Here is a 14,110-nt window from a genome sequence, read left to right as displayed (position 1 = left end):
TCAGCTCTCGTACGACTCCAGCGGCGGGCAGGAGCAGACCAGGTTGCGGTCCCCGAAGGCGCCGTCGATGCGCCGCACCGGCGGCCAGTACTTGTCCGCCGCCGACACCCCGGCCGGGAACGCCGCCTCCGCGCGGGTGTAGGGGTGCTCCCACTCCCCGCTCAGCGCGGCCGCCGTGTGCGGGGCGTTCCGCAGCGGGTTGTCGTCCTTGGGCCACTCCCCCGAGCCCACCTTCTCGATCTCCGCCCGGATGGCGATCATCGCCTCGCAGAACCGGTCCAGCTCCGCCAGGTCCTCGCTCTCCGTCGGCTCGATCATCAGCGTGCCGGCCACCGGGAACGACATCGTGGGCGCGTGGAACCCGTAGTCGACCAGCCGCTTGGCCACATCGTCGACGCTCACGCCGGTCGCCTTGGTCAGCGGCCGCAGATCGATGATGCACTCGTGGGCGACGAGACCCCCGGGGCCGGTGTAGAGCACCGGGTAGTGCGGCTCCAGGCGCTTGGCGACGTAGTTGGCGCCGAGCACCGCCACCTGGGTGGCCCGGCGCAGCCCCTCGGCGCCCATCAGCCGGACGTACGCCCAGGAGATGGGCAGGATGCCCGCCGAGCCCCAGGGCGCGGCCGCGACCGGCCCCACGCCGGTCGCCGGGCCCGCCGCCGGCTGGAGCGGGTGGTTGGGGAGGTACGGCGCGAGGTGTTCGCGCACCGCGACAGGGCCCACGCCGGGACCGCCGCCGCCGTGCGGGATGCAGAAGGTCTTGTGCAGGTTCAGATGGGAGACATCACCGCCGAACCTGCCCGGCCGGGCCAGCCCCACCAGCGCGTTGAGGTTCGCGCCGTCCACATAGACCTGGCCGCCCGCGTCGTGCACGGCCGCGCAGATCTCGCTGATGTGCTCCTCGAACACGCCGTGGGTGGAGGGGTAGGTGACCATCAGGACGGCCAGTTCGTCGCCGTACTGCTCGATCTTGGCGCGCAGGTCGTCGGCGTCCACCTCGCCGTCCTCGCCGGTCCTGACCACGACGACCTTCATGCCCGCCATCACCGCGCTGGCGGCGTTGGTGCCGTGCGCGGAGGACGGGATGAGGCAGACGGTGCGCCGCTCCTCGCCGTTGGCGCGGTGGTAGGCGCGCACGGCCAGCAGCCCGGCCAGCTCGCCCTGCGACCCGGCGTTCGGCTGGAGGGAGACCTGGTCGTAGCCGGTGACCTCGGCCAGCCGCTCCTCCAGCTCGCGGATCAGCGTCAGATAGCCCTGGGCCTGCTCGACCGGCGCGAACGGATGCAGCGCGCCGAACTCCGGCCAGGTGACCGGCTCCATCTCCGTGGTGGCGTTGAGCTTCATGGTGCAGGAGCCGAGCGGGATCATGCCCCGGTCCAGCGCGTAGTCGCGGTCGGCCAGGCGCCGCAGATAGCGCAGCATCGCGGTCTCGGAGCGGTACTTGTGGAAGACCGGGTGGGTCAGATACGTGTCGGTGCGCAGCAGTTCGGCGGGGAGCGCGTCGGCCGCGGCGGCGTCGAGCTCGTCGATGGCGGGCAGGCCGCCGTCCACGCCGAAGGCCGACCAGACGGCGGCGAGCTGGGCGCGCCCGGTGGTCTCGTCGCAGGCGATGCCCACATGGTCGGCGTCGGTCAGGCGCAGGTTGACCCCGGCCTCGCGGGCCGCGGTGACGACCTCGGCGGCCCGGCCCGGGACATACGCGGTCAGGGTGTCGAAGAACGCGCCGTGCACGGTCTCGACGCCCCCGGCCCGCAGCCCCTCGGCGAGCACGGCCGCGTAGCGGTGGGTGCGCCGGGCGATGGTCGAAAGCCCTTCCGGGCCGTGGTAGACGGCGTACATGCCGGCCATCACGGCGAGCAGGACCTGGGCGGTGCAGATGTTGCTGGTGGCCTTCTCGCGGCGGATGTGCTGCTCGCGGGTCTGAAGGGCCAGGCGGTACGCCTTGTCGCCGTCGGCGTCGACGGAGACGCCGACCAGGCGGCCGGGCAGGCTGCGGGCGTAGACCTCGCGGACGGCCATGAACCCGGCGTGCGGGCCGCCGAAGCCCATCGGCACCCCGAACCGCTGGCTGTTGCCGACCGCGATGTCGGCGCCCAGCTCGCCGGGCGAGGTGAGGAGGGTGAGGGCGAGCAGATCGGCGGCGACGGTGACCACGGCGCCGAGCTCATGGGCCCGCTCGATGACCGGGCGCGGGTCGCGCACGGCGCCGGAGGCGCCCGGGTACTGGAGCAGCACGCCGAACACCCCGCGCTCGGCCACCTCGGCCGGTATGCCCGCCGAGAGGTCGGCGACGACCACCTCGACGCCGGTGGGCTCGGCGCGGGTCCGGATGACCGCGACGGTCTGCGGCAGAGTGTCGGCGTCGATCAGGAACACGCCCTGCTTGACCTTGCCCACCCGCCGCGACAGCGCCATGGCCTCGGCGGCGGCGGTGGCCTCGTCCAGCAGCGAGGCGCCGGCCGTGGGCAGCCCGGTGAGGTCCGCGACGACGGTCTGGAAGTTGAGCAGCGCCTCCAGCCGGCCCTGGGAGATCTCCGGCTGGTAGGGCGTGTACGCGGTGTACCAGGCGGGGCTCTCCAGCACATTGCGCAGGATCACCGGCGGGGTGAACGTGCCGTAGTAGCCGAGGCCGATCATCGGGGCGAGCAGCTGGTTGCGCTCGGCCAGACCGCGCAGCTCGGCCAGCACCTCGGCCTCGGTGCGGGCCGGGGGCAGCCCCAGCCCCTCGGCGCTCTTGATGACGTCCGGCACGGCGGCCTGGGTGAGCTCGTCGAGCGAGCCGAAGCCGACCTGCGCGAGCATCTTGGCCTGGGCCTCGGCGTCGGGTCCGATATGGCGCTGCTCAAACGGAGTACCGCGTTCCAGCTCGGTCAGCGAGGTGCGGTTGGCAGTCATCTGCGAGGCCTCCTGGTCTGTACGACCGACGAGGGGCACCACGGCGCGGGGTGCCCGAACGGCCTCCCCCTCTGTCATCTCAACCTGAGAGCTTCACCGGTTCGCGGGCGGCGATCCGGCTTTCACCGTCGGTGAGGAGGGGTTCCGGTGCTGTACTCGCCCGTGGCCCACCCTGCTTTCCAGAGTGACCTCACCCGCACGGTACGTGTGCCTGAGAGTTTCCGGGGAGGATTTGCTCCTTCGGCGCCTCCGACGACATCGTCGAAGAGCTCTCCCGCACGGGGTCTGCAGCCACCGTCAGCCTACCAGCGAGCCTGCCGCCAGGGGTTTTGGGCGAGCGCTCGAGTGGACGGGCACGGAATTGTGGCTTTTCTTAGATATCACGGCATTGACGATGAAACAGTCACCTATGGGAGAGAGTGTGCAGACCGACATCGATCCGCGGACCCTCATCGGCCGGAAGGCCTTGGACCGCGACGGCGCGAAGATCGGCACCGTGGACGAGGTCTACCTCGACGACGCGACCGGCGAGCCGGAGTGGGCCGCGGTACGCACCGGGCTGTTCAGCCGGGACGTGTTCGTGCCACTCGAACCGAGCGAGATCGTCGACGACACGCTGCGGGTGCCGTACGAGCGGGCGCTGATCAAGGACGCGCCGGACTTCGGAGTCGGCCGCCATCTGTCGCCCGAGCAGGAGTTGCAGCTCTACCACCACTACGGTCTCGACGTGAGCGGCTGACCCCGGCCCGGGCCCTGGCCCTGGACCTGGCTTTCGGCCGGGTCGGCCTCGGGGGCGTCGCTCACGGCGGGCCGGATCAGCGGCAGCGGCTCGCCCGGCTCCAACGCCGGGTCGTCGACCGCGAACGTCCGCACCCGGCCCGGCCGCGACCAGGGCTCCTCGAACCGCACGGTCACCCGGCCGACCCCGCTGCCCTGCACCCACCCCGCCCCGTACTCGGCGTGTCGCACATCGAGGCCGGGCAGCCAGCGGCGCGGCCTGGCGGTGTCGTCGGGCTCGTCGCTCCCCTCCAGGACCGCCGGGGCGGGCTCGGGTGTCCCTCCGGCCTCCCGCGCCCCCTCCGCGTCCTCCTGTGCCTCGTGGGCGGCCTGCGCGGCCTGGGCGAACAGATCCTCCTGGGTGTAGTCCGCCAGACCGCTCACGCCCACTCCCAGCAGCCGCACCCCCGCCGTGGTGTCCACGCCCTCCAGCAGCCGCGCCGCAGCCTCCCGCACCACCGTGGGGTCATCCGTCGGCCCGCGCAGCGTCTCGGACCGGGTCAGCGTGGAGAAGTCGTAACGCCGCACCTTGAGCACGACCGTGCGCCCCGAGCGGCCGGCCCCGCGCAGCCGCCGCACACACCGGTCGGCGAGCCGCGCCACCTCCACCTGCACCCGCGTGCGGTCGGTGAGGTCGACGTCGAAGGTGTCCTCCACCGATACGGACTTGGCGTCCCGCTCGGCGACCACCGGCCGGTCGTCCCGCCCCCAGGCCATGCCGTACAGCGACGCGCCATGGGCCTTGCCCAGCAGCCGCACCAGCTCCTCCTCCCCCGCCTCCCGGGTCTCGGCGACCGTGTGGATCCCGGCCCGGCGCAGCGCCTCCCCGGTGGCCGGACCCACCCCGGGGAGGGTCCGCACCGGCATCGGCCCCAGCAGCTCCCGCTCGGTCCCCGGCTGGATGAGCGTCAGTCCATCGGGCTTGGCCTGCTCGGAGGCGATCTTGGCGAGCATCTTGGACCCGGCCAGGCCCACCGAGCCGGTCAGCCCGGTCGCCGCCGCTATGTCCGCCCGCAGCCGCTCCCCCACGGCCCGCGCCGCCGCGGAGGTGGCCGGAACACCGCCCGCCTCCAGATCCACGAACGCCTCGTCCAGGCTCAGCGGCTCGACCAGCGGGGACAGCGCGCCCAGCAGGCCCATGACGGTGTCACTCACCTGGCGGTACAGGGAGAAGCGGGGGGTGAGATACGCCGCGTTCGGACAGAGGCGGCGGGCCTGGGCCATCGCCATGGCCGAGTGGACCCCGAACACCCGCGCCTCATAGGAGGCCGTGGCCACCACGCCGCGCGGCCCGAGGCCGCCGACGATCACCGGCTTGCCGCGCAGGCTGGGCTTGGCCGCCTGCTCCGCCGCGGCGTAAAAGGCATCCATGTCCAGATGCAGAATGGTCGGCGCACCCCTCACACCTACCGATGCTGCCGCATGCCACTGACACTCGCGGCCCGGGCGCGCGGCCCGGGCCGGACGGTCTCAGCCCGCGCGGTTGCGGCGCCGCGCCAGTTCGTCGGTGGGGTTGTGGCCCACCAGCGTCTCGCCGGTGTCCACCCGCTCGCCGTGCAGCTGGGCGAGCGCGCTCTCCACGTCCCGCCACACCACGCCCACGGCGATCCCGAAGACGCCCTGGCCGCCCTGGAGGAGGTCGACCACCTCGTCGGGCGAGGTGCACTCATATACCGTCGCGCCGTCGCTCATCAGCGTCATCTGGGCGAGGTCGTCCAGGCCGCGCGAGCGCAGGTGCTGAACGGCGGCCCTGATGTTCTGGAGGGACACGCCGGTGTCCAGCAACCGCTTGACGATCTTGAGGACGACGACGTCCCGGAAGCTGTAGAGCCGCTGGCTGCCCGAGCCGTAGGCGGGCCGCACGCTGGGCTCCACGAGCCCGGTGCGCGCCCAGTAGTCCAGCTGGCGGTAGGTGATGCCCGCGGCAGCGCACGCGGTCGGACCGCGATACCCCACCTTCTCGGGCTTCGCCACGGCGCCTTCGCGCGGCGGTGCGGCCTGTGCCGCCACCCGAGCCTTCAGTGCCGGTTCGGCCGGTGCGCTCCCCTGGAGCGCATACGGACCGCCTGCCGCCGTGCCGTCGCCGCTGCTTCTCACGCCGACCTCCGTCCTCGACCTGCCATCTCGACGGTAGGCAGTCACCCGGGGTGCGTCAACGATCGCCACACTCGGCACGCCGAGTGATAATCACCCTACGGGTGGTTTCCCGTGCCCCTCTTGCGGGAAAGGCTACTCGAATGCGCTGGCGAAGATCGGCGGACAGCTCAATGCCCGCCGCTTACCGGCCACTGCCGGCTCGGCGGCCGCACTCGGCCTCAGCGCCTCCGACGGCTCACTGACTGCTGGTGCCGAAGTCCTCGGGCGAGATCTGGTCGAGGAACTCGCGGAACTTCTCCACCTCGTCCTCCTGCTCGTCCGGGATGGCGATCCCCGCGTCGTCCAGCACCCCGTCACTGCCGTAGATCGGCGTGCCGGTGCGCAGCGCCAGCGCTATGGCGTCGGACGGCCGGGCGCTGACCTCCACGCCGCTGGCGAACACCAGCTCCGCGTAGAAGACTCCCTCGCGCAGATCCGTGATCCGGACCTCCGTGAGCTGCTGGCCGACCGCGTCGAGCACGTCCTTGAAGAGGTCGTGGGTCAGCGGGCGCGCCGGAGCCATGCCCTGCTGGGCGAAGGCAATCGCCGTCGCCTCCCCCGGTCCGATCCAAATGGGGAGGTAGCGGTCGCCTCCTACCTCGCGCAGGAGCACGATCGGTTGGTTGGAGGGCATCTCCACCCGGACACCCACGACGTCGAGCTCGTTCACACAGCAACCCTAGGACGTGCCCGGCCGGTTTGGATAGTCGGGACCGCGCCGGTCACCGCGAACCGGCCCGCAGAGCGGACTGGACAAAGGCCGCGTGAAGCCGCACGGACAGCTCGGCCAGCTCCCGGGCGCTGGCCTCCGCATGCGCTCTGGTCTGCGGATTTCGGTGTTGTCGCAGGGGCGCCACCACCTGCTCGACCAGCCCCGCCTCGCGCTCCGCGGCGGCTTTCATGATCCGCAAATGACGTGGTTCCAGACCGAAACGACCCAGGTCCGCGACGAGCCTGGCGACCGTCACCGCCTCGATGTCGTATCCGCCGTCCGCTCCCGGCCCGATCAGCCCGAACGACTCCCACTCGGCCAGTCTCCCCTCGTCGATCCCGGCCGCGGCCAGCAGCTCGGCCCGGCCCACGCGGGCGGCCGTGGGGCGCTCCACGCCCCTCTCCGGGCCCTCCTCGACCGAGGCGGGCAGCCGGGAGCCGGAGGCCGCGACGGGCAGCTGTGGCCGCTCGCCGCGCTCCAGGGCGTCGAGATGCTCCCGAATGACCTTCAGTGGCAAATAGTGGTCACGCTGCATCCGCAGGACATGGCCGAGCCGCGCCACGTCCTCCGGACTGAATTTGCGATAGCCGGAGGGCGTGCGCCGCGGCTCGACCAGGCCCTCGGCCTCCAGGAAACGGATCTTGGAGACGGTGACCTCGGGGAATTCGTCCCGCAGCAGATTCAGCACGGTGCCGATGCTCATCGACCGGCTGCCCGTGGGGGCGGTGCCGGTGTCGGCACCGCCCGACGGTGTCTGAAGCATGGACCTCCCCTGACGGGTCAGATGCCGAAGCCCCGCAGACTCGGGTAGAAGACCATCCGGTACTTGCCGATCTGGACCTCGTCACCATTGTTGAGAATGGCCGAGTCGATCGGCTCGCGGTTGACATACGTCCCGTTCAGGCTGCCGACGTCGGCGACCGTGAAGGAGCCGTCCTGGCCGCGCCGGAACTCCACATGGCGGCGCGAAACCGTCACGTCGTCCAGGAAGATGTCGCTCTGCGGATGACGCCCGGCCGTGGTCACATCGCTGTCCAGCAGGAAGCGGCTGCCCGAGTTGGGCCCGCGGCGGACCACCAGCAGCGCCGACCCCGGGGGCAGCGCCTCGACAGCGGCCTGGGCCTCCGGCGAGAGCGAGGGCAGCGGAGTCTGCCCGGTCACCTCGGAGTCGTACGCCTCCAGCCCGGAGATCGAGATGGTGGAGGTGGTCTCCGAGGCACGCTCGGACGGCGCCTGGCCCCGCAGCGGCGCACCGCAGTTGGAGCAGAACCGGCTGGCCACGGCGTTCTGATGGCCGCACCTCGTGCATACCTGCAAGCCGACCCCTCCGCCCGTGTTCGCGGTCGATGGCTCCCCGAAACCTATGCGTCCGGACGCGGAAGGGTCAACAGAAGACGCGCCCTGACCACCCGGAATGCCTCCACCGTCCCGGAACAGCGGACGCTCCTCGCTCACCCCGCTCTCCTCCGCGGCACGCGGGGCACGGTGGCGGGCAGTGCTGCTGCCGCCGTCCTGGCGTGCGCTCTTGCCGAACAACTTCCCGAACAACTTCACGGGCGATTCCCCTTGACTGAAACAGACCCGCCCGTGGGGCAGGGCAAACCCTCGATGCACACACCAGACGGTCCGGACACCATCACAACGTCCGTGACCACCAGACAGTTTCCATCACGCGCCACTCTTCCGGTGCGCCGACCCCCCGCGGCCTCATTGTCCCGCCGCGAGACTCCCATACCGAACCGCCTCACCGCGACGACGACCGAGCGTAGTCAGGCCGCTTCGCCGACCGCAAGGCGTCGACGACGATCTTCTTCGAGCGCTCGATGGACACGGTGGCCTGCTCCTTCTCCAGGCTCTGCACCACTCCGCCCGGAATGTTCAGGGCCGGCTCCAAGTCCTCCGGCTTGCCGATGACCTTGATCACGTACGGCTGTGTCACTTTCCGTCCATCGATTTCCACCGCGCCGCCGACGTCCGCGAAGTACGTGCTCGCGACCACCCGCACCTCGCCGATCTGAATGGCCTCGGCCCCGGCGGCGCGCAGTTCCTGGACCGCGTCGAGCAGCATGTCCGACTCCACGGTGCCCTTCGACGCGTCGATCTTCATGGTGATGCCCGGACCCTCAGCGGCGACCGTGCCCGCGAGCACCCCGAGCTGCCGCTCCTTCTGGGCCGTCTGCTTACGGGCCTCCTCGGCCTGGTCCGAACTGTTCTCCAGGTCGTTCCGCTGGTTCTCCAGCCGCTGCTTCTCCTCCTGGAGCCGCTGGGTGCGGTTGTCCAGCTCGTCGAGGATGCGGACCAGGTCCTCCTGCCGCGCGCCGCGCAGCACGCTGTTCTCATTGGTCGAGCGCACCTGGATGGCCAGACCGAGCCCGAGGCCGAACAGCAGGAGCGCCACGATGAGTTGAGCCCGCGTCAGCCGCGGCGGCCACAGGCCCTTCACCAGCCGCTGACGGCCGGTGGACGGCTCCTGGGGCGTCGAGGCCGCCGAGGGGCTCCCCCGGTCCTCAGCACCGTCTCCGGGCCCCTCACCGGGCTCCGCGCCGGAGCCCTCGCCCGGCTCACCGTCCGGTGTGGTGTCCCGCCCGGACTTCTCGGGCCTCTCGGGCTTCTCAGGCCTCTCGGGCCTGCGGGGCTCCTCCCGTCGCGCCTGGGGAACCGTCCCCGGCTCACGGGTCTCATCCGGCTCGCGGGTCGCCCGCTGGGGCTGCTCCGGGGCGTCGTCGGTCGTCATCGGCTCACGCCCGGAAGACATGGCGGCGGATGGCGGCGGCGTTGGAGAAGATCCGGATGCCGAGCACGACCACGACACCGGTGGACAGCTGGGCACCGACCCCGAGCTTGTCGCCGAGGAAGACGATCAGCGCGGCGACCACCACATTGGACAGGAACGAGACGACGAAGACCTTGTCGTCGAAGATCCCGTCGAGCATCGCCCGAAGGCCTCCGAACACCGCGTCGAGCGCGGCGACGACGGCGATCGGCAGGTAGGGCTCGACCACCGTCGGCACCACGGGTCGGACGACAAGTCCGACCACGACTCCCACGATGAGGCCCAATACGGCGATCACGATGTGCCCTTCCCTGTGTCGGTGCCGCGCTTCCCGGCGCCACCGGCTATCGGTTCTGCGGTTCGTACGATCAGACTCGGCGCGGCCGGAAGCCGCACCTCGTCCTCGACGGAGATGTTGGTGCGGATCCCATAGTTCTCGTGCAGCACATGCAGGTACTGTCCGTCGGCACTGTCCTGGAATGCCGTGCTCAGCCGCCGTCCGTCCCCCACCGCGAGCACCGTATACGGAGGCGCCAGCGGCTTGTTGTCGACCAGTATGGCGTCTCCCGCGGCCCTGATCGCCGACAGGGCGGTCAGCCGCTGCCCATTGATCGAGACGGCCTCCGCGCCCGACTGCCACAGCCCGTTGACCACCCGCTGCATATCGCGGTCGCGCACCCGGCCGGTGTCGGAGAAGTCCGCGCTCTCCCGCGGCCCCCCGCCACCGCCCTGGTCGGCCTCCTTGGCGTCGTTGACCACCAGCTTGACCCCGGGGCCGTTCACCTCGGTCGCCCCGGACAGCAGCGCGACCAGCTCGCCCTTGGCCCCGCCGTGTTTCTCCAGCGCCTGCTGCTGTCTGTCGCCGACCTCCTTGCGGAGCCGGTCCAGGCTCTTCTGGAGGTCGTCCGCCTTCGCGTTCCCCGACTCGATGCGGGCGATCAGCTTTTCCCGGTCCTTGGCCAGCTTCGGCGCCGCCATCCGGGCCTCAGCCGCACCGAGGGTCACCACGCCCGCCGCCAGCACCAGCCCTGCGGCCAGCACCAGCCTGCCGCGCAGGGAGCGCGGCAGCCCCCGGCGGCCCTCCGTGCCATGGCGCGCGGCGGCCTCGGCGTACCCGTCGTCGAGGCTGTGGTCCATCACATTCGTCAGCAGCGACATGGACGCGTCGAGACGTGGACGAGGGCTCGGCGGAGCTGTGCTCCGAACGGGGGGCTGCTGCGGCATGCCGCACATCGTCGCACGTCGGGGGCGCAGCCGCCGAATGGCCCCACCGGCGCGCCGGGCGCGGGCCGGGGGCGGCGCGGCCCCCGGGTAGCCCCGGGGGCCCGCCACACCCTGTCAAACGCTCCTCACCTGCGGAAACGGATCAGCGGCCGGCGCTCTCCACCGCGGCGGACCACTCGTCGAGGAGCGCCTGCGCGGACGCGTCGTCCGGCCCCTCCGCCCACAGATGGGTGACCGCCTCGGCGGGGTCGGGCAGCACCATGACCCAGCGCCCGTCCGCCTCGACCACACGGACGCCGTCGGTGGTGTCGACGGACCGGTCGGCCGCCGCCTCCACCACGCGGCGCATGACCAGCCCCTTGACCGCCCATGGCGTGGCCAGATCGCGGCGCAGCACATGGGCGCGCGGAATGCGGGCGTCGATCTGGCTGAGGGTGAGCTGGGTACGGGCCACCAGCCCGATGAGGCGCACAAAGGCCGCGGTGCCGTCGAAGACGCTGCTGAACTCGGGGATGATGAACCCGCCGCGCCCGTCCCCGCCGTAAATGGTGCCCTCGGCCCTGGCGACCCGGGTGAGGTCGTCGGCCGCGGTCGTCGTCCACTCCACCTGCGTGCCGTGGTACGCCGCCACCTGTTCGGCGATGCGCGTGGTGGTCACGGGCAGCGCCACCCGCCCGCTGCGCCGCTCCGCGGCCACCAGGTCCAGCATGACCAGCAGGGCGCGGTCGTCCTCGACGATGCGCCCCCGCTCGTCCACCAGCGAGAGCCGCTCACCCACCGGGTCGAAGCGCACACCGAAGGCAGCGCGGGCCGAGGCGACGATCTCACCGAGCCGGACCAGGCCGGAGCGGCGCGCCTCCGCCGTCTCGGTCGGACGCGACTCGTTCAGGCCTGGATTGATGGTCAGCGCGTCGACACCGAGCCGGCCAAGGAGACTGGGCAGAACGAGCCCGGCGCTGCCGTTCGTGGCGTCCACGACGACCTTGAGGCCGGACTCGGCGATGCCGCTGGTGTCCACGGCGCGCAGCAGCGACCCGGTGTACGAGTCGAAGACGCTCGAGGGGAAGCTGAGGTCGCCGATCTCGCCGGGGAACGCCCGCCGGTACTCCTGGCGCGCGTACACCCGGTCCAGCTTCCGCTGGCCGGCGGCGGACAGGTCGGCCCCACGCTCGTCGAAGAACATGATGTCCACGGAGTCGGGCACTCCGGGCGAGGTACGGATCATGATGCCGCCGGCGCTGCCGCGCGCCGTCTGCTGGCGCGCCACGGGCAGCGGCACATTCTCCAGATCGCGCACATCGATGGCGCTGGTCTGGAGCGCCGAAATCACCGCCCGTTTGAGCGCCCGCGCACCACGGGAGTGGTCACGCGCGGTGGTGACCGTGGAGCCCTTCTTGAGGGTCGTCGCATAGGCCCCGGCGAGCCGCACAGCGAGCTCCGGGGTGATCTCCACATTCAGGATCCCGGACACCCCGCGGGCCCCGAAGAGATGGGCCTGGCCGCGTGACTCCCAGATGACCGAGGTGTTGACGAAAGCGCCCGCCTCGATTGTCTTGAACGGGTACACCCGGACATTGCCCTGGACGATCGACTCCTCGCCGATCAGGCACTCATCACCGATGACCGCGCCGTCCTCGATCCGGGCGGCACGCATGACATCGGTGTTCTTCCCGATGACGCAGCCGCGCAGATTCGCCTGCTGGCCAACGTACACATTGTCGTGAACCACGGCTCTGTGCAGAAAGGACCCGCTCTTCACCACGACGTTGGACCCCACGACGGTGTGCTCGCGGATCTCCGCGTCCGCTTCCACCTTCGCGTAGTCGCCGATGTAGAGCGGGCCGCGCAGCTCGGCGTCCTGGTGCACCTCGGCGCCCTCGGCGACCCACACCCCCGGGGAGATCTCGAAGCCGTCGATTTCGACGTCGACCTTGCCCTCCAGCACATCGGCCTGGGCCTTCACATAGCTCTCGTGGGTGCCGACGTCCTCCCAGTAGCCCTCGGCGACATAGCCGTAAATGGGCTTGCCTTCCTTCATCAGCTGAGGGAAGACATCACCGGACCAGTCGACGGGCACATCCGGCTCGACGTAGTCGAACACCTCCGGCTCCATCACATAGATGCCGGTGTTCACCGTGTCGGAGAAGACCTGGCCCCAGGTTGGCTTCTCAAGAAAGCGCTCGACCCGGCCGCCCTCGTCGACGATGGTGATCCCGAACTCGAGGGGATTGGGCACACGGGTCAGACAGACCGTGACCAGCGCGCCCTTCTCCTTGTGAAAATTGATCAGCTCGGTGAGGTCGAAATCCGTCAGGGCATCACCCGAAATCACGAGAAAGGCATCGTCCTTGAGTGCCTCTTCCGCGTTCTTGACGCTGCCGGCGGTGCCGAGTGGCTTTTCCTCATTGGCGTACGTGAGCTCCATGCCGAGCTCCTCGCCGTCCCCAAAATAGTTCTTGACCAGCGATGCGAGGAACTGGACGGTCACCACGGTCTCGCACAGACCATGCCGCTTGAGCAGCCGCAGCACATGCTCCATGATCGGCCGGTTGGCCACCGGCAGCAGCGGCTTGGGCATGGTCGAGGTCATCGGGCGCAGGCGAGTACCCTCGCCACCCGCCATCACGACGGCCTTCATGTCGGAAGCGTCCTCCTTGAAGAGACGACGGTCATGCCGACTGACGCACCCCGATGGCCCACACCTATCGCATTACGGGCACCCCGCCACTACGGGCTGCCACATCAGCGAGCTCAGTCGGCCGCAGCGTCCGCCTTGACGAGTCGGCGGACCTGAACCACGTAGAGGACTCCTGCCCACCAATAGAGCGTTGTACCCCATCCTGCGAACGCCCATCCGAAAATAGCAGCGATGGTGTGAAGTGGGCCACTTCCATCACTCAGAAGGAGCAACGGGAAGGCGTACATCAGGTTGAAGGTCGCGGCCTTGCCGAGGAAGTTGACCTGGGGCGGAGGATAGCCATGGCGCCGCAGGATGCCGACCATGACCAGCAGCACCAGCTCCCGCGCGAGAAGCACCGCGGTCAGCCAGATCGGCAGGATGTCGCGCCAGGTCAGACCGACGAGTGTAGACAGAATGTAGAGACGGTCGGCCGCCGGATCCAGAATCCGGCCAAGGCTGCTGACCTGGTTCCAGCGACGGGCCAGCTTCCCGTCCAGATAGTCGCTCACACCGCTGAGCGCCAGCACGAGGAGTGCCCATTGATCACTCTTCGGCCCACCGAACTCGGGCCGCAGGATCAGCCACAGGAAAAGCGGAACGCCGGCCAGACGCGCGGCGCTCAGGATGTTCGGGATGGTGAGCACGCGGTCGGTCTGGACGCGTGTCTCCTGGACCTCCACCCGGGAGCCTCCTGTGGGAACGGTGCTGACAGATGCTCCATGACCTTACCCGTAACGTATCGGGGGTCTGGCACGGGGCCCTGTATACGACAAAAGCTCCGGGCGGAACCCAATGGTTTCGCCCGGAGCTTTTCAAAGATTGTTCGGCGGCGTCCTACTCTCCCACAGGGTCCCCCCTGCAGTACCATCGGCGCTGAAAGGCTTAGCTTCCGGGTTCGGAATGTAACCGGGCG

The 14,110-nt window shown here is 70.4% G+C and carries 12 protein-coding genes, 1 rRNA gene and 1 riboswitch; of the genes, 1 reads left to right on the top strand and 12 read right to left on the bottom strand.

What is annotated here, in order from left to right:
• Positions 1 to 2,895, bottom strand: a complete 2,895-nt coding sequence (gene gcvP, locus ACH4S9_RS18660) for an aminomethyl-transferring glycine dehydrogenase (RefSeq protein WP_398373050.1) — start codon at positions 2,893 to 2,895, stop codon at positions 1 to 3.
• Between the two features lie 189 nt (positions 2,896 to 3,084).
• Positions 3,085 to 3,182: riboswitch (glycine riboswitch) on the bottom strand.
• 122 nt (positions 3,183 to 3,304) lie between these two features.
• Here gcvP and ACH4S9_RS18655 point away from each other — a divergent pair.
• Positions 3,305 to 3,634, top strand: coding sequence for a PRC-barrel domain-containing protein (locus ACH4S9_RS18655; RefSeq protein WP_311729594.1), 330 nt, complete (start codon positions 3,305 to 3,307; stop codon positions 3,632 to 3,634).
• Here ACH4S9_RS18655 and ACH4S9_RS18650 read toward each other — a convergent pair.
• The 11 genes from ACH4S9_RS18650 to rrf form a co-directional block, all read right to left on the bottom strand.
• Positions 3,610 to 5,076, bottom strand: a complete 1,467-nt coding sequence (locus tag ACH4S9_RS18650) for a DNA polymerase IV (RefSeq protein WP_311729595.1) — start codon at positions 5,074 to 5,076, stop codon at positions 3,610 to 3,612. The two genes, ACH4S9_RS18655 and ACH4S9_RS18650, sit on opposite strands and share 25 nt — an antisense overlap.
• 66 nt (positions 5,077 to 5,142) lie before the next feature.
• A complete protein-coding gene (locus ACH4S9_RS18645; protein ID WP_311729596.1) occupies positions 5,143 to 5,769 on the bottom strand; it encodes a MerR family transcriptional regulator in 627 nt (208 codons plus the stop codon).
• A gap of 235 nt (positions 5,770 to 6,004) precedes the next feature.
• Positions 6,005 to 6,478: a bifunctional nuclease family protein gene (locus tag ACH4S9_RS18640; RefSeq protein ID WP_014181304.1), complete on the bottom strand. Its 474-nt coding sequence runs from the start codon at positions 6,476 to 6,478 to the stop codon at positions 6,005 to 6,007.
• Positions 6,479 to 6,530: 52 nt separating this feature from the next.
• Entirely contained in the window at positions 6,531 to 7,283 is a 753-nt protein-coding gene (locus ACH4S9_RS18635; RefSeq protein WP_398373046.1) for a MerR family transcriptional regulator, read from the bottom strand.
• 17 nt (positions 7,284 to 7,300) lie between these two features.
• Entirely contained in the window at positions 7,301 to 8,134 is an 834-nt protein-coding gene (locus ACH4S9_RS18630; protein ID WP_358849294.1) for an FHA domain-containing protein, read from the bottom strand.
• A 130-nt stretch (positions 8,135 to 8,264) separates the two neighbouring features.
• The gene (locus ACH4S9_RS18625; protein ID WP_398373043.1) at positions 8,265 to 9,254 is read right to left on the bottom strand and encodes a DUF881 domain-containing protein; all 990 of its coding nucleotides are present in this window, start codon (positions 9,252 to 9,254) and stop codon (positions 8,265 to 8,267) included.
• Positions 9,255 to 9,258: 4 nt separating this feature from the next.
• Positions 9,259 to 9,591, bottom strand: coding sequence for a small basic family protein (locus ACH4S9_RS18620; RefSeq protein ID WP_003984969.1), 333 nt, complete (start codon positions 9,589 to 9,591; stop codon positions 9,259 to 9,261).
• On the bottom strand, positions 9,588 to 10,526 hold the full coding sequence (locus ACH4S9_RS18615) for a DUF881 domain-containing protein (protein ID WP_311729611.1): 939 nt from the start codon (positions 10,524 to 10,526) through the stop codon (positions 9,588 to 9,590). The genes ACH4S9_RS18620 and ACH4S9_RS18615 overlap by 4 nt, the downstream gene beginning before the upstream one ends.
• A 133-nt stretch (positions 10,527 to 10,659) precedes the next feature.
• Positions 10,660 to 13,155, bottom strand: a complete 2,496-nt coding sequence (locus tag ACH4S9_RS18610) for a mannose-1-phosphate guanyltransferase (protein WP_311729600.1) — start codon at positions 13,153 to 13,155, stop codon at positions 10,660 to 10,662.
• A gap of 113 nt (positions 13,156 to 13,268) precedes the next feature.
• On the bottom strand, positions 13,269 to 13,877 hold the full coding sequence (locus tag ACH4S9_RS18605) for a CDP-alcohol phosphatidyltransferase family protein (protein WP_311729601.1): 609 nt from the start codon (positions 13,875 to 13,877) through the stop codon (positions 13,269 to 13,271).
• 141 nt (positions 13,878 to 14,018) lie between these two features.
• A 5S ribosomal RNA gene (rrf, locus tag ACH4S9_RS18600) occupies positions 14,019 to 14,110 on the bottom strand; the annotation flags it as partial.

The sequence above is a fragment of the Streptomyces sp. NPDC021225 genome (assembly GCF_044332865.1).
Taxonomy (GTDB): domain Bacteria; phylum Actinomycetota; class Actinomycetes; order Streptomycetales; family Streptomycetaceae; genus Streptomyces.
This window is presented reverse-complemented; position numbering and strand designations above follow the sequence as displayed.

What these genes read in the sequence shown, in the direction of transcription:
- gcvP (WP_398373050.1), bottom strand. Translation starts at nt 2,895, where the DNA reads ATGACTGCCAACCGCACCTCGCTGACCGAGCTGGAACGCGGTACTCCG.
- ACH4S9_RS18655 (WP_311729594.1), top strand. Translation starts at nt 3,305, where the DNA reads ATGGGAGAGAGTGTGCAGACCGACATCGATCCGCGGACCCTCATCGGC.
- ACH4S9_RS18635 (WP_398373046.1), bottom strand. Translation starts at nt 7,283, where the DNA reads ATGCTTCAGACACCGTCGGGCGGTGCCGACACCGGCACCGCCCCCACG.
- ACH4S9_RS18625 (WP_398373043.1), bottom strand. Translation starts at nt 9,254, where the DNA reads ATGACGACCGACGACGCCCCGGAGCAGCCCCAGCGGGCGACCCGCGAG.
- ACH4S9_RS18615 (WP_311729611.1), bottom strand. Translation starts at nt 10,526, where the DNA reads ATGTGCGGCATGCCGCAGCAGCCCCCCGTTCGGAGCACAGCTCCGCCG.
- ACH4S9_RS18610 (WP_311729600.1), bottom strand. Translation starts at nt 13,155, where the DNA reads ATGAAGGCCGTCGTGATGGCGGGTGGCGAGGGTACTCGCCTGCGCCCG.